Source organism: Nocardioides sp. T2.26MG-1 (assembly GCF_950101795.1).
In the GTDB taxonomy this organism is placed as follows: domain Bacteria; phylum Actinomycetota; class Actinomycetes; order Propionibacteriales; family Nocardioidaceae; genus Nocardioides.
In genome coordinates this window covers 108,598-123,552 of sequence record NZ_CATNLZ010000023.1, presented here as the reverse complement: position 1 = coordinate 123,552, position 14,955 = coordinate 108,598, and the positions used below count along the sequence as shown (strand labels likewise).

The window sequence follows — 14,955 nt, the reverse complement described above, 5'->3', positions numbered from 1 at the left end:
GCTGGCACAGTGGAGTGCGTGAACACGCCCCCTGCTCCCAAGCCGCGGGTGCTCGTCGTCGACGACGACAAGGCCGTGCGCGAGTCGCTGCGGCGGTCGCTGGAGTTCAACGGCTACGACGTGATGCTCGCCTCCGACGGCGCCGAGGCGCTGGCCGGCATCTCCGCCTCCGCGCCGGACGTCGTCGTGATGGACGTGATGATGCCCCGCCTCGACGGGCTGGAGACCACCCGAGCGCTGCGCACCGCCGGCAACGACCTGCCGATCCTGGTGCTCACCGCCCGCGACGCCGTCGGCGACCGGGTCGAGGGCCTGGACGCCGGCGCGGACGACTACCTCACCAAGCCGTTCGCGCTCCAGGAGCTGCTCGCCCGGCTGCGGGCGCTGCTGCGCCGGGTCGTCCCGCGCGAGGACGCTGCGGACGAGGTGCTGTCGTTCTCGGACCTCTCCATGGACGTCGCCACCCGCGAGGTGCGCCGGGGCAGCCGGGTGATCGAGCTGACCCGCACCGAGTTCGCGCTGCTGGAGATGTTCCTGCGCCGCCCGCGCCGGGTGCTCGAGCGCTCGTTCATCCTCGAGGAGGTGTGGGGCTACGACTTCCCCACCACTGCCAACTCGCTGGAGGTGTACGTCGGCTACCTGCGCCGCAAGACCGAGGCCGAGGGGGAGCCGAGGCTGATCCACACCGTGCGCGGCGTGGGCTACGTGCTGAAGGAATCGTGACCATCTTCCCCGCGGTCCCGGCCGAGGGGCGGTGGCACTACCGCCGCTCCCTCGCCAGCCGGGTCACGCTGCTCACCACGATCGCGGTCGGCCTCACCGTCGCGTTCGTCGCCGCGGGCGCCTACCTGACCGTCCGGATGCAGATGCAGGCCGCGCTCGACGACTCGCTGTTCGACCGGGCCCGATCGGCCTCGGTGGCACTGTGCGACGCCGACGTCAACGTGCCGGTGGAGTACCTCGGCACCGCGAACACCTGGGTGGTCTGCATCACCGGTGGCTCCGCGGTCGCCCGCTCCGCCCAGAAGCACATGCCCGCGATCAGCCTGGGCCAGCCCGAGGTCGACGTGGCCAACGGCAAGGACACGAGCTCTGTCCGCACGATCATCGGTGAGCACGGCACCCGGTGGCGGGTTGTCGCCGTGCACCGTCCGGGTGGGGAGACCATGGTGCTCGCCCAGTCGCTGGAGTCCGAGCAGGCGGTGCTCCGCAAGCTCGGCATCGTGATGCTGCTCTTCGGCCTCGCCGGGGTGATCGCCGCGGGCATGGCCGGCTGGGCGGTGGCCCGCAACGGCCTGCGACCGGTGCGCCGGCTCACCTCCTCGGTCGAGCACATCGCCCGCACCGAGGACCTGCGGCCGCTGCCGGTCGAGGGGGACGACGAGATCGCCCGGCTCGCCTCGGCGTTCAACCAGATGCTCGCGGCGCTCGCCGCGTCCCGCGACCGCCAGCGCCAGCTGGTCGCCGACGCGGGCCACGAGCTGCGCACCCCGCTCACCTCGCTGCGCACGAACCTCGACCTGCTCAGCCAGGCCGACGGCGGCGGCGTGGAGCTGCCGGCCGAGGCCCGTGCCGAGCTGCTCGACGACGTGCGCGCCCAGATCGAGGAGATGACCACGCTGATCGGCGACCTCATGGAGCTCTCCCGCGACGAGCCGCTGACCCACGTGGTCGAGGCCGTGGACGTGCCCGAGCTGGTCGACCGCGCGATCGCGCGGGTCCGCCGTCGGGCCCCGAGCGTGGCCTTCGACGTCGCCACCGAGCCGTGGTACGTCGTCGGCGAGAGCTCCGGGCTGGAGCGGGCCGTGACCAACCTGCTCGACAACGCCGCGAAGTGGAGCCCGCCCGGTGGCACCGTCACCGTCCGGCTCGCCGAGGGGACCCTGACCGTCGACGACGCGGGTCCGGGCATCGCCGAGGAGGACCTGCCGCACGTGTTCGACCGCTTCTACCGCTCCCAGGAGTCCCGCTCGATGCCGGGCTCGGGTCTCGGGCTCTCGATCGTGCGCCAGGTCGCCGAGCGCCACTCCGGCTCCGTGACGGCCGGCGCGTCGCCCGCCGGAGGTGCCCGGCTCACCATGTGGCTGCCCGGCGCGCACGCCCCGGTGCCCGACTGGACACCGGCCTCGTGAGGGCCGCGGCACTCGCCGCCGCGCTCGCCGCGGCGGCGCTCGCCTCCGGGTGCTCCTCGGACGCCGACCCCGACCCTGCGGCCGACGACCTGGTCGCCTCCGACGCGGCCGCGGTCGCCTGGAGCCCGTGCGACGGCCTGACCGCCGCGCAGGTCGGCCGGCTCGCCGGCGCGGGGATGGCCGAGCAGACCGGCACCGAGGTCGAGCCGCGGTGCACGTTCACCCCGGTGGCCGAGGGCGGCGCGGCGTACGACGTCAGCTACCTGTGGTTCGACGGCGGCCTCGACGCGGCCCTCGACGCGATGGGCTCGGCCGGCGCCCGGCTGCGGCCGGTCGACGTCCCCGGCGCCGACGCGGCGCGGCTGGCGGTCCGCGCCCGAGCCTCCGGCGTCCTGGTCACCGGCTTCGTGCAGACCGACGGGCTCGTGCAGAGCGTCAACGCCGTCCAGCTGAAGCCGTACGACGAGCAGCGGGTCGTCACGGCGACGCGGCGGCTGCTGGCGGCCCTGGTGCGTGGGGCGCCGGCGGGTCCCCCAGAATGACCCGGTGACCAACCCAGTGACCGACGCCGTTGCTGGCCAGCTCTCGTTCTTCACCCGCCGCGGTGACGACCTCGTACCCACGCCGCTCGCGTGCAGCATGTGGAGCGAGGACCAGCTGCACGGCGTGGCGCTCAGCGGCGCCCTGGCCTGGGCGGCCGAGCGCGGCCTGGCCGCGGCCGGCCGCACCGACCTGCGCCCGGCCCGGTGGGCGGTCGACCTGTTCCGCCCGGCCCGGATGGTGCCGTGCACGCTCACCGCGGAGGTCGAGCGCGAGGGCCGGCGGATCTGCCTGGTCGACGTGATCCTGTCCCAGGACGGCGAGCGGGTGGCCCGCGGCACCGCGACGTTCCTCAAGCCGTCCGCCAACACCGAGGGCGAGGTGTGGGCGCCGTCCGAGCGGCCGGTGCCCCCGCCCGCGGACGTGGTGCCGCCCGCGACCGAGCCGCGGCCGCCGTACGTGCGCTCCTCCGCAGGCTGGTCCCAGGACTTCCTCGAGCACCAGAACGCCGACCGCAAGACCTCGTGGAGCACGGCGGTGCCGGTGGTCGCGGGTGAGCCGGTGACCGGGTTCCAGGCGGCGGCCGCCACGGCCGACGGCGCCAGCATGGTCGTCAACTGGGGCAGCCGGGGCGTCGAGCACATCAACACCGACATCACGATGACGCTGGCCCGCGAGCCCGAGGGCGTGGAGATCGGGCTGCTCGCGACCGACCGGGTCGAGCACGACGGCATCGCGGTCGGCACCGCCGCGATGTTCGACCGGCGCGGCCCGCTGGGCACCGTGATCGTGGCCGCGCTGGCCAACGCGCGACGTACCGTCGACCTCGGGTCGGTGACCTACACCGACGACGGCCGCCGCGAGACCCGATGAGACGATGCAGCCATGACCCGCACCACCGACCTCACCGACGCTGCCCACACTGCTGACGCGAGCCTGCTCCCGCTCAACGACACCCAGGCCCACGTCGAGCTCACGGAGTCGTACGCCGCGCACAACTACCACCCGCTGCGGGTCGTGCTGGCCTCCGGCGAGGGCGCGTGGGTCACCGACGTCGAGGGCCGCCGCTACCTCGACTGCCTGGCGGGCTACAGCGCGCTGAACTTCGGCCACTCCCACCCGCGGCTGGTCGAGCGGGCACGCGAGCAGCTGGGGCGCCTGACGCTGACCTCGCGGGCGTTCTACAACGACCAGCTCGGCCCGTTCGCCCGCGACCTCGCGGCGCTGACCGGCAAGGAGATGATCCTGCCGATGAACTCCGGCGCCGAGGCCGTCGAGACCGCGATCAAGGTCGCCCGCAAGTGGGCCTACCTGGTCAAGGGCGTCCCGGAGCCGCAGGCGACGATCATCGCGATGGAGGGCAACTTCCACGGCCGCACCACCACGATCGTGTCGTTCTCCGACGACCCCGCGGCGACCGCCCACTACGCGCCGTACACGCCCGGCTTCAAGCTCGTGCCGTACGGCGACCTCGCGGCGCTGGAGGCCGCGATCGACGAGACGACCGCCGCGGTGCTGCTCGAGCCGGTGCAGGGCGAGGCCGGCGTGATCATCCCGCCCGAGGGCTACCTCCAGGGTGTCCGCGCGCTGTGCAACGCCTCCGACGTGCTGATGATGGCCGACGAGATCCAGTCCGGCCTGGCCCGCACCGGCCGGACCTTCGCCTGCGACCACGAGGACGTCGTCCCGGACGTCTACATGCTCGGCAAGGCGCTGGGCGGCGGGCTCTACCCGGTCTCGGCGGTCGCCGCGGACGGCGACGTGCTGTCGGTGATCACCCCCGGCACCCACGGCTCCACGTTCGGCGGCAACCCGCTCGCGGCCGCGATCGGGCGCGAGGTGGTCGCGATGCTCGAGACCGGCGAGTTCCAGCAGCGGGCCGCGACGCTCGGCGCGCGGCTGGCCGCGGGTCTGGAGGGCCTGGTCGGGCAGGGCGTCGACGCGGTCCGCACCCGCGGGCTGTGGGCGGGCGTGGACATCAGCCCCGGTCTGGCCAGCGGCCGGCAGGTGTCCGAGCAGCTGCTCGAGCGCGGCGTGCTCGCCAAGGAGGCTCACGGCCAGACCGTGCGGCTCGCGCCGCCCCTGGTCGCCTCCGAGGACGACATCGACCTGCTGGTCGGGGCGTTCGCCGGCATCTGCCGGGGCTAGCTGCCGTACGGGTCCTTGGACTCGCGCCAGGACCGCTCGAACGGCAGCCGCCAGGCCTGCGGGGCGATCAGCTGGTGGATCGCGTTGGGCCCCCAGCTGCCCGGGGCGTAGGCGCGCACCGGGGGCGGGCTCTCGAGCAGCGGGGTGGACTTCTCCCACAGCGTCTCGATGCCGTCGGCGGTGGTGAACAGCGTGTGGTCGCCGCGGATCGCGTCGTGGATGAGCCGCTCGTAGGCCTCGAGCACCCCGCCCGACGACGTGGTGTCGTGGGTCGCGAACTGCATCGACGCCTTCTCCAGCTTCATGCCCGGCCCGGGGCGCTTGCCGTAGAACGACAGCGACATCCGGGACTGGTCGGCCAGGTCGAACGTCAGATGGTCGGGTCCCTGGGTGCCGGCGTTGGACCCGGCAGGGAACATCGTCAGCGGCGGCTCCTTGAACGCGATCGAGATGATCCGGGCGCCCTCGGCGAGCTTCTTGCCGGTGCGCAGGAAGAACGGCACACCCGCCCATCGCCAGTTGTCGATCTCGACCTTGAGCGCCACGAACGTCTCGGTGTCGGAGTCGTCGGCGACCTCGGGGTGGTCGCGGTAGCCGGCGTACTGACCGCGTACGACGTGCTGCGGCTCGATCGGCCGCATCGAGCGGAACACCTTGAGCTTCTCGTCGCCGATCGGCTCGGGCGCCAGGGACGTCGGCGGCTCCATCGCCATGAACGCCAGCACCTGCATCAGGTGGGTGACGACCATGTCGCGGTAGGCGCCGGTGGTCTCGTAGAACCTGGTGCGGCCCTCGAGCCCGAGGGTCTCGGGGACGTCGATCTGCACGTGGTCGATGAAGTTGCGGTTCCAGATCGGCTCGAACAGTCCGTTGGCGAACCGGAAGGCGAGGATGTTCTGGGCCGCCTCCTTGCCGAGGAAGTGGTCGATGCGGAAGATCTGGCTCTCGTCGAAGACCTCGTGCAGCCGGGCGTTGAGCTTCTTCGCCGACGCGAGGTCGGTGCCGAACGGCTTCTCCATGATGATCCGCGACCGCTCGACCAGGTGCGCCTCGTCGAGCTGGCGGACCACGTCGAGCGCAGCCTTGGGCGGCACGCTGAGGTAGTGGAGCAGGTCGACGTCGCGCTCCGGCGAGCCCAGCTCGGTCTGGCACTCGCGCACCATCTCGGCCAGCGCCGTCGGCCCCGCCGACTGCGGCACGTAGCGCAGCATCCGCTCGAACGGCTCCCACGCCTGCCCGTCGATCGGGCAGTGCCCGAACTCCTCGCACGCCACCCGCGCGATCTTGACGAACGCCTCGGTGTCGATGTCCTCGAGCGAGGTGCCGACGATGCGGGCCTCCTGGATCAGCCCCGCCTGCCACAGCCGCAGCAGACCCGGCAGCAGCTTGCGGCGCGACAGGTCGCCGGTGGCCCCGAACAGCACGATGACGTGCGGGTTCTCCATGGCTTCGAGGGTAACCACGAGGCCCACGGCGTACGCCTGCCTCAGCCCGCCGGATCCTCCAGCGCGGCCAGCAGGCGGTCGGCCTTCCAGCGGGACTCGGCGTGCTCGTCCTCGACCGCGGAGCGGACCGTGATGCCGCCGCCCGTGCCCAGGACGTAGCGGCCGTCACCGCCGGTCGCGAGGCTCCGGATCACCACCCCGAGATCGGCCCGGCCGTTCGCGCAAATCCAGCCGAAGGCCCCGGCGTACGGCCCGCGCGGCGAGTCCTCGACCTCCTCGATCACCTGCATGGTGCGCAGCTTGGGGGCGCCGGTCATCGAGCCGGCGGGGAACAGCGCCCGCAGCGCCCCGACCGTGGAGACGCCGTCGCGCAGCCGGCCCCGGACGGTGCTCACCAGCTGGTGCACGGACGTGTACGACTCCACCTCCATCAGGCTCGGGACCTCGACGGTCCCCGGCTCGCAGACCATCGAGAGGTCGTTGCGCAGCAGGTCGACGATCATCAGGTTCTCCGCGCGGAACCTCGCGTCCGCGGCGAGCCGGCGGCGGTTCGCCTCGTCCGCCTCGGGAGTGCGACCGCGGGGCGTGGTGCCCTTGATCGGCTTGGTCTCGACCGTGCGGTCGGCGCTCACCCGGGCGTAGCGCTCCGGGCTGCTGCTGAGCAGCCACGCCCGGGCACCCGGGACGTCGTGCTGCAGGAACCCGGCGTAGGGCGCGGGGTTGAGCTCGCGCAGCCGCAGGTACGCCGCCACCGGGTCGTGCCCGCTGTCCGCCTCGATCCGGTACGTCAGGTTCACCTCGTAGGTGTTGCCCGCCCGGAGCTGCTCCTGGACCTGGGCGAAGGCGGCTCGGTAGGGGGCGGGCGGAGGATCCCCGGTGTACCGGGGATCCTTCCGCTTGTCGGGGGTTGCAACGGCCGAGTAGCGCAAGGACTCCCTGAAAGGTTCGTGCTCGAAGAATCGGACACCGGACGGCCGCATCCAGACGGCATCAGGTAGGCCGCCCCCGACCGACGCCGGGAGGTCGGGCCGGCACGCGTAGCCGAGGTAGCCCACCCACTGGTCGGTCGGCCCACCCGCGGCCAGCTCCGTCTCCAACACCGCGAACACGTCGTCACCCACGACCTGCGACGACCCGCCCGCGTGACGCACCACCTCGCGCCGCTCCGCCGAGTAGGTGATCGACACGTCGTCGGGATCGAGCCAACCCACCACCGACCGGCGACCCGACCACTCGCGGGCACCGCCGCCGTCGAGCCAGAAGCACCGACGGTACGCCGCGGCCACGTCGTGGAAGAACGCCACCGGGTTGCTCGTGGGGTCGGCCGGGCTCACGGCACGCCCAGGAAGTTCGCGACCAGCCGGGCGCCGTGCTCGGACAGGATCGACTCGGGGTGGAACTGCACGCCCTCGAGCGGCAGCGTGCGGTGCCGCACCCCCATCACCACGCCCTCCGACCACGCCGAGACCTCGAGGCAGGGCGGCACGGCCAGCGCCGCGAGCGAGTGGTAGCGCACCGCGCGGAACGACGGCGGCAGCCCCGCGAACACCCCCCGTCCGTCGTGCTCGACCACGGCGACGTCGCCGTGCGCCGGATCGACCCGCCCGACGGCGCCGCCGTACGTCGTCACCAGTCCCTGCAGGCCCAGGCACACGCCGAGGACCGGCCGGGTGGCGCGGCGCAGCACCTCGCGCCCCACGGCGAAGTCCTCGACCACGTCGGGGTGGCCGGGGCCGGGCGAGAGCACCACGTGGCTGAACCCGAGCACGTCGTCCGCGGAGACCTCGTCGTGCTGGACGACGACGGGCAGCACGCCGGTGACGGCGGCGACGAGGTGGACCAGGTTCCACGTGTAGGAGTCGTGGTGGTCGACCACGACGACACGGGGCACCTCGGGCGCGGCCACCGGGTCAACCTACCGTCGGGGTCCGGGAGACGGGACGGGCCCGATGAAGCTGGGGGGCAGTCTTCACCGGGCCCACGAGCGGAGTTCCCGCCATGTGCTGCTTGCGCCACCCTAGCGCTCCCCCGACGACCTCGGAACGACATCGAGGAGAAGCTCGGACACGATCTGGTGGAGCAGGTCGTAGCCGTGCTCGGTGAGGATCGACTCCGCGTGGAACTGGATGCCGCGGTAGTGCGGACCACGCACGAGGTGGATGTCGCCGGTGTGGGCGTCCGTCTCGATCTCGACCCCGTCGGGCGCGGACGAGCCGTCGGCGAGGCGCCCGACAAACGTGTTGTAGAAGCCCACCCGCTCGGTGCGACCGCCGATCGGCACCGGCGACTGGGTGCCCTGGAAGACGATGTCCTTGTAGGTCAGGGGGATGCCGAGGTGGTGGCACAGGGCCTGGTGGCCGAGGCACACCGCGAGGAACGGCCGTCGGGCGGCCATCAGCTCCGCGACCGCGGCGCGCAGGTTGGCCATCTTGGGGTCGGTCCCGTCGCGCGGGTCACCGGGGCCGGGCCCGACGATCACCAGGTCGAAGCCGTCGAGGCGTCCCGGCGCGTAGTCCTCGTGCCGCACCACCTCGCTGGTCATGCCGAGCACGCCGAGCACGTGTCGCAGCATGTTCACGAAGTCGTCCTCGCCGTCGAGGATCACCACGCTCTTGCCCGCCAGCCGCGGGTCGGGCGGCGAGCCGCCCTGGTCGGTGAGCCAGAACCTGCTGAGCCGCTGGTTGCGCGCGTTGAGGGCGAGCAACACGTCCTCGTCGCTGACGAGCTCGGCCATGTTGACCGACGGGGCGGGCGCGGACGGCACCAGCCCGAAGGCGCTGAGGATGCCACCGGCCTTGGCGTGGGTCTCCGCGACCTCGTACGCCGGGTCCGAGTCGCGCACCAGCGTCGCGCCGGCCGTCACGGTGAGCCGGCCGTCGAGCCCGACGTCCGCCGTACGGATCACGATCGGGCTGTCCACGACCGGGCCGCCGACGTCGTCGCGGCCCAGGATCGCCAGGGCGGCGCCGTAGTAGCCGCGGCCCTCGGACTCGTACTGCTTGATCAGCCGGCACGCGTTCTCGACCGGCGACCCGGTGACGGTGGCGGCGTACATCGTGTCGCGCAGCACCTCGCGGGGGTCGCGGCTGGTGCGGCCGGCGAGGAGGTACTCGGTGTGCACGAGGTGACTCATCGGCTTGAGGAACGGGCCGAGCACCTGGCCGCCCTCGTTGCAGATGTCGCACATCATCTTGAGCTCCTCGTCGACGACCATGAAGAGCTCGTAGATCTCCTTCTCGTCGCGCAGGAAGTCCAGGAGACCGCGGCGCACGTCGCCCTCACGCGGGATGCGGAACGTGCCGCTGATCGGGTTCATCCGCACGTCGGCCAACCCGAACGGTCCGCTCGGTCGCTCGCTCGTCCCTCGCTCGGCTCCGTCGCGGACGGGGTGGATCGTGACGTGCCGCTCGGGGCTCGCGCCGATCAGGTAGCGGTCGCCGGTGAAGAACACGTAGGTCCAGTAGGCGCCGCGCTCGCGCTCGAGCAGCCGGCGGAACACCGTCAGCGCCTTGTCGGCGCCCCAGTCGGCGACGGTCGCGCGGTAGTGGCGACCGATGACGAGGTTGGCACCCTCGCCCTGCCCGATCTCGTCGTGGATGATCGCCGCGACCAGCTTGGCGTAGTCCTCGTCGTCGGTCTCGAAGCCGCCGCGGTCGGCGAACTCCACCCCGGTGTCGTCGATCGCGTCGAGCACTTCGGCCACCGAGAGCTCCAGCTCCGTCTCGACGTCCACCACGACCAGTGGCGCGCCGTCGTCGTGGGCCTCGAACCCGCGCTCGCGCACCTGGCGGAACGGCACCGCCAGCAGCCGGTCGGCGATGTGGTCCTCCTGCGGCACGCCCTCCTCGAGGGGTACGTCGAGCAGCGACTCGACCACGCGCCGCCGCCCGCCCACCAGGCCGACGGTGTCGCGGTCTCCCGCCCGGGTGGAGCGCCGGATGATCGCCCACGCCTCGTGCCCCTGGAGGGCCGCGATGGCTTCCCGGGCAGAGGGCGTCGTCGTCATACCCGAACTCTACGGTTCAAGACAGCGTGGTCAGCAGCTGTGTCGCTCGCGTGAGAACGACGTACAGCGTGGCCTTGCCGGTCGCCGACTCGTCCTCGATCTCCTGGGGGCGGACCACCACGATGCCGTCGAACTCCAGGCCCTTGGTGTCGAGGCCGGTGAGCACCACGACCCGGTCCTCGCCCGACGGGGTCACCGAGGAGTCGACCGCAGCACGGGCCCCCGGGGCGTCCTCGGCGAGCTCGGGCCACGAGGCCAGCCAGGCGTTGACCTCCGAGCGCCGGGCGACGGGGACCACGATGCCGACGGTGCCTGCGACCTGGCCGGCGATCTCGTTGACCGCCTCGCGGGTGGCGGCCTCCAGGTCGGTCACCCCGCTGAGGGTCTTCGGCTCCACACCCGTCGAGCGCACCGCGGTCGGCAGGTCGGCGTCGAGGCCGACCCGCTCGGCATACGCCGCCGCATGGGCGTAGATCTCCGAGGAGTTGCGGTAGTTGGTCGAGAGGTGGAACTCGTGGATCTCCTTGCCCTCCAACGCCGCGGCGCGGGCGGCGGCCGACTCGGCCGGCACCGGCCAGGACGACTGGGCGGGGTCGCCGACGATCGTCCACGAGGCGGTGCGCCCACGGCGCCCGACCATCCGCCACTGCATGGGCGTGAGGTCCTGCGCCTCGTCGATCAGCACGTGGGCGAACGGGTCGTCGTCGATCTTGTGCGTCGGCGGTGCCCAGGCGCGGCCGGTCGGGGCGTACTCGCGGTCGGCGGCGGTGAACAGCTCCTGCATGTCCACCCCGCCCTCGAGCAGGCCGGAGTCGTCGAGCTCGCGCTCGTCGTCGGTGCGGGCCGGGACGTCGCCGAGGGCGTAGCGCAGCTCGTCGAGCAGCGGGACGTCCTCGACCGACAGGTCGACCGTGCCGCTCGGGTCGCCCCACGACTTGGCCAGCAGCCGCTGCTCCTCGGAGGTGAGCAGGCCGTCGCCGACCCGGGTGAGCATCTCGGGCTCGCGCAGCCAGCCGAGCACCTCGAGGGCGTCCAGCGGCGGCCACCACGCGGCGGCGAAGTCGACGAACGACTGGTTCGACAGCATCTCCTCGTCGAACGCCTCGCGGCCCCGCTCCCGGCCGCGCTCGCCGCGGATCTGGCGCCACATGGCGTCGAGCAGGGAGTGCGCCACCCGGGGCAGCTGCCGGTTGCGGCGCCCCTGCGACATCAGCTGTCGGCGCAGCCGGCCCAGCTCGCCGCGGTCGAGCACGACGACGTCGTCGCGCCAGAAGATCCGGAACTCACGCGGGCTGCCCGGCGCCTGTTGCCGCGCCGTACGCCGCATCAGCTCCGCCATCCGGGCCGAGCCCTTGACGTCGGCCACGGCCGGCTCGTCGTGGCGGGTGGCGCGCACGCCGTCGACGACCTCGCCGAGCGAGCGCAGCGCGACCGCGGTCTCCCCGAGGCTCGGCAGCACCCGCTCGATGTAGCGCATGAACACGCCGCTGGGGCCGACGATCAGCACGCCGCCGCCCTCGTAGCGGCGCCGGTCGTTGTAGAGGAGGTACGCCGCGCGGTGCAGCGCGACCACGGTCTTGCCGGTGCCGGGGCCGCCGGAGATCGCGACCACGCCCTTGCCGGGGGCCCGGATCGCCTTGTCCTGCTCGGCCTGGATGGTCGCGACGATCGAGTGCATGGAGCGGTCGCGGGCCCGGGAGAGCTGGGCCATCAGCGCGCCCTCGCCGACGATCGGCAGGTCGGCGCCGGAGCGCTCGAGCGCCTCGGCGTCGAGCAGCTCGTCCTCGACCCCGACGACCTGCGGGCCGGTGCAGCGCAGCACCCGCCGGCGTACCACGTCGTGCGGCTCGGCCGCGGTGGCCTGGTAGAACACCGCGGCGGCCGGGGCGCGCCAGTCGATGAGCAGCGAGTCGCGGTTGCTGTCGCGCAGGCCGATCCGGCCGACGTAGCGGGGCTCTGGGTCGACCTCCGAGGTCATGTCCAGGCGGCCGAAGACCAGCCCCTCGTGCGCCGCGTCGAGCTGCGCGATCCGGCGGGCGGCCTGGAACACCATCGCGTCGCGCTCGACGAGCCCGCCCTCGTGGCCCAGCCGGCCGCGGCTGTGCCCCTCCTTGGCCAATGCCTGCGCCTGCCGGGCGGACTCGGCCAGCTGGACGTACACCCGGTCGACGAACGCCTGCTCGGCAGCGATCTCACGCTCGACCAGCTCTTCTGACAACTCTCGATCCCCTCAGACCCCGGAAGCGTTCCGGACCGATTCAGCGAGTCGTCAAGCCTACCCGGTGTCCCGGGGCCGACATGCCGCTATTTCGTACGGGACAAGAAAGCGGTCATCGCCTCACGGGCCTCGTCGGAGGCGAACAGCCGGGCGGACAGCTCGGCCATCTCGGTGCCGTGGGCGTCGATGCGGGCGACCAGGTCGCGGTTGAGGACCCGCTTGGACTCCCGCAGCCCCTGGGCGGCGCCGGTGGCCAGCGACGCGCACACCCGGGCGACCTCCTCGTCGAGGGACTCGCCGGGGACCGCGCTGGTGACCAGGCCGTACGACGCCGCCTGGGCGCCGGTGAACACCTCGCCACCGAGGGTGGTGAGCGCGGCGGCGCGGGGGGTCATCCGGTGGTGCACGGTCAGCGAGATGATCGCGGCGGCCAGGCCCAGCTTGACCTCGGTGAGCGCGAAGGTCGCGTCCTCGGCGGCGATCGCGATGTCCGAGGCGGCCACGATGCCGATGCCGCCGGCCCGGACGGCGCCGGAGACCCGGGTGACGACCGGCTTGTCGAGGGTGACGATCAGGCGCTGGAGATCGATGATCCGGCGGGTGCCCTCCTCCATGCCCCCGGTGGAGGCCTCGGACAGGTCGGCGCCCGAGCAGAAGACCCGGCCCTCGGCGCCGATCAGCACGACCCTCACGGCCGGGTCGGCCGCGGCGCGCTCGAGGCCCTCGAACAGCTCGGTGACGAGCCGGCGCGAGAGCGCGTTGCGGTTGTGGGGCGAGTCGAGGGTCAAGGTGGCGACGGCATCACCGACGGGACCGCCGACGGTGTAGTGCACGAGTTCAGTGGGGGCGTCGGGCATGCGCGCCATCCTGCCGCATCCCCATCCGCGGGTGGCCTCCGCTCCGAACAGCACCCATGAGGAATCGCCTAGTCCATGCCAGCGCCCACGCCGGCGTCGGCATCCTGGCCACCCTGGTCGGCATCGCCGCCGGGCACCTGGTCGCCGGCCTGACCGAGCCCGCCGCGTCCCCGGTGCTGGTCGTGGGGTCCACGGTCATCGACCTGACGCCCACGCCACTGAAGGAGTGGGCGATCGCGCAGTTCGGCACCCACGACAAGGCGGTGCTGGTCGGCTCGGTGCTGCTCGGCGTGCTCGTCCTGGCTGCGGTGGCCGGGCTGCTGGCGCGGCGCCGGTTCGCGTACGGCGCCGCCCTGCTGCTGGTGCTCGTCGCCGTCCCGGCCGTCGCCGCGCTCGACCGCCCGGGCGCGGCGACCAGCGACGTGCTGCCCAGCCTCGTGGCAGCCGTCGCCGGCCTGGCCGCACTCGCCTGGCTGACCCGGTCCCACACCGCGGCCGACCGCGGGGCGGACGGAGCGACCGGCCCCAGCCGCCGCGGGGTCCTGGTCGCCGCGACCACCCTCGGCGTCGCCGCGGCCGCGATGGGCGGCGCGGGCCGCTGGATCGCGTCGTACCGCAGCCGCACCACGGTGGTCGACCTGCCGGCCGCAACCGACCCGGCGCCGGCCTTCCCGGCCGGGCTCGACGACCGGGTGCCCGGCATCAGCGGCTTCCGCACCGCCACCGACGACTTCTACCGGGTCGACACCCGCCTCACGCTGCCGATCGTCGACGTCGACGGCTGGACCCTGACCATCGACGGCGACGTCGACCGCGAGGTGACCTTCACCTTCGACGACCTGCTCGCGATGCCGCTCGTCGAGCGGGACATCACGCTCACCTGCGTCTCCAACGAGGTCGGCGGCACCTACGTCGGGTCCGCCCGCTGGCTCGGGGTCCGGCTCACCGATCTGCTCGACAGTGCCGGCATCGACGGCACCCGCGCCGACCAGCTGCTGAGCACCGACGTCGACGGCATGACGATCAGCACGCCGCTCGCGCTGGCCACCGACGGCCGGGACGCGATGATCGCGGTCGGCATGAACGGGCGCTCGCTGACCCGCGAGCACGGCTTCCCCGCCCGGATGGTGGTGCCCGGCCTCTACGGGTTCGTCAGCGCCTGCAAGTGGATCACCCGCATCACGCTCACGACGTACGCCGAGCAGGAGGCGTACTGGACCCGGCGCGACTGGGCGACCGACGCCCCGATCAAGATCTCCAGCCGGATCGACACCCCACGGCCGCTGTCGACGGTCGACGCCGGCCGCACCGTGATCGGTGGCGTCGCCTGGGCCCAGCACCAGGGCGGCATCGAGCGCGTCGAGGTGCGCGTCGACGGCGGCCCCTGGCAGCAGGCCCGGCTCGGGCCGACGGCCGGCAGCGACTACTGGCGGCAGTGGTACCTGCCGTGGACCGCCGAGCCGGGGCGGCACTCGCTCGCCGTCCGCGCCCTCGACGGGGAGGGCGAGGTGCAGACCGCCGCCCGCACCGCGCCGTTCCCGGCGGGCTCCAGCGGCATCCAGGAGATCGTCGTCAACGTCGCCTGACGTCGACCCGCCCGAAAGTTTCG

General features: G+C 73.0%; 12 protein-coding genes. 6 read left to right on the top strand and 6 right to left on the bottom strand.

Features of this window, described 5'->3' with window-relative positions; all coding sequences use genetic code 11:
- Positions 1 to 18 precede the first annotated feature (18 nt).
- From QQZ14_RS13370 to rocD, 5 genes are read left to right on the top strand one after another with little or no spacing between them, the layout of a single operon-like run.
- Positions 19 to 723, top strand: coding sequence for a response regulator transcription factor (locus tag QQZ14_RS13370; protein ID WP_284534818.1), 705 nt, complete (start codon positions 19 to 21; stop codon positions 721 to 723).
- Positions 720 to 2,132 carry a sensor histidine kinase gene (locus QQZ14_RS13365; protein WP_284534817.1) on the top strand — a complete coding sequence of 471 codons (1,413 nt, stop codon included), beginning with the start codon at positions 720 to 722 and terminating at the stop codon, positions 2,130 to 2,132. Before QQZ14_RS13370 ends, QQZ14_RS13365 begins: the two co-directional genes overlap by 4 nt.
- The gene (locus QQZ14_RS13360; protein WP_284534816.1) at positions 2,129 to 2,674 is read left to right on the top strand and encodes a hypothetical protein; all 546 of its coding nucleotides are present in this window, start codon (positions 2,129 to 2,131) and stop codon (positions 2,672 to 2,674) included. The genes QQZ14_RS13365 and QQZ14_RS13360 overlap by 4 nt, the downstream gene beginning before the upstream one ends.
- Before the next feature lie 4 nt (positions 2,675 to 2,678).
- Positions 2,679 to 3,545, top strand: a complete 867-nt coding sequence (locus QQZ14_RS13355; RefSeq protein WP_284534815.1) for an acyl-CoA thioesterase domain-containing protein — start codon at positions 2,679 to 2,681, stop codon at positions 3,543 to 3,545.
- Positions 3,546 to 3,557: 12 nt separating this feature from the next.
- A complete protein-coding gene (gene rocD, locus QQZ14_RS13350) occupies positions 3,558 to 4,820 on the top strand; it encodes an ornithine--oxo-acid transaminase (protein WP_284534814.1) in 1,263 nt (420 codons plus the stop codon).
- On the opposite strand, the gene zwf is transcribed toward rocD, so the two are convergent.
- The 6 genes from zwf to QQZ14_RS13320 form a co-directional block, all read right to left on the bottom strand.
- Positions 4,817 to 6,265 carry a glucose-6-phosphate dehydrogenase gene (zwf, locus tag QQZ14_RS13345; protein WP_284534813.1) on the bottom strand — a complete coding sequence of 483 codons (1,449 nt, stop codon included), beginning with the start codon at positions 6,263 to 6,265 and terminating at the stop codon, positions 4,817 to 4,819. The two genes, rocD and zwf, sit on opposite strands and share 4 nt — an antisense overlap.
- Before the next feature lie 41 nt (positions 6,266 to 6,306).
- Positions 6,307 to 7,599, bottom strand: coding sequence for an anthranilate synthase component I family protein (locus QQZ14_RS13340; protein ID WP_284534812.1), 1,293 nt, complete (start codon positions 7,597 to 7,599; stop codon positions 6,307 to 6,309).
- On the bottom strand, positions 7,596 to 8,171 hold the full coding sequence (locus QQZ14_RS13335; RefSeq protein ID WP_284534811.1) for an anthranilate synthase component II: 576 nt from the start codon (positions 8,169 to 8,171) through the stop codon (positions 7,596 to 7,598). Before QQZ14_RS13335 ends, QQZ14_RS13340 begins: the two co-directional genes overlap by 4 nt.
- 111 nt (positions 8,172 to 8,282) lie before the next feature.
- The gene (locus tag QQZ14_RS13330; RefSeq protein WP_284534810.1) at positions 8,283 to 10,271 is read right to left on the bottom strand and encodes an anthranilate synthase family protein; all 1,989 of its coding nucleotides are present in this window, start codon (positions 10,269 to 10,271) and stop codon (positions 8,283 to 8,285) included.
- Between the two features lie 16 nt (positions 10,272 to 10,287).
- Positions 10,288 to 12,489, bottom strand: coding sequence for a HelD family protein (locus QQZ14_RS13325; RefSeq protein WP_284534809.1), 2,202 nt, complete (start codon positions 12,487 to 12,489; stop codon positions 10,288 to 10,290).
- 86 nt (positions 12,490 to 12,575) lie between these two features.
- Positions 12,576 to 13,346, bottom strand: a complete 771-nt coding sequence (locus tag QQZ14_RS13320; protein ID WP_342395238.1) for an enoyl-CoA hydratase-related protein — start codon at positions 13,344 to 13,346, stop codon at positions 12,576 to 12,578.
- A 56-nt stretch (positions 13,347 to 13,402) separates the two neighbouring features.
- On the opposite strand from QQZ14_RS13320, the gene QQZ14_RS13315 reads away from it, so the two are divergent.
- Positions 13,403 to 14,932: a molybdopterin-dependent oxidoreductase gene (locus QQZ14_RS13315; protein ID WP_284534807.1), complete on the top strand. Its 1,530-nt coding sequence runs from the start codon at positions 13,403 to 13,405 to the stop codon at positions 14,930 to 14,932.
- Positions 14,933 to 14,955 lie beyond the last annotated feature (23 nt).

Bases quoted from the DNA above. Each gene is read 5' to 3' on its own strand.
- rocD (WP_284534814.1), top strand. From the start codon at position 3,558: ATGACCCGCACCACCGACCTCACCGACGCTGCCCACACTGCTGACGCG.
- zwf (WP_284534813.1), bottom strand. From the start codon at position 6,265: ATGGAGAACCCGCACGTCATCGTGCTGTTCGGGGCCACCGGCGACCTG.
- QQZ14_RS13330 (WP_284534810.1), bottom strand. From the start codon at position 10,271: ATGACGACGACGCCCTCTGCCCGGGAAGCCATCGCGGCCCTCCAGGGG.
- QQZ14_RS13320 (WP_342395238.1), bottom strand. From the start codon at position 13,346: ATGCCCGACGCCCCCACTGAACTCGTGCACTACACCGTCGGCGGTCCC.
- QQZ14_RS13315 (WP_284534807.1), top strand. From the start codon at position 13,403: ATGAGGAATCGCCTAGTCCATGCCAGCGCCCACGCCGGCGTCGGCATC.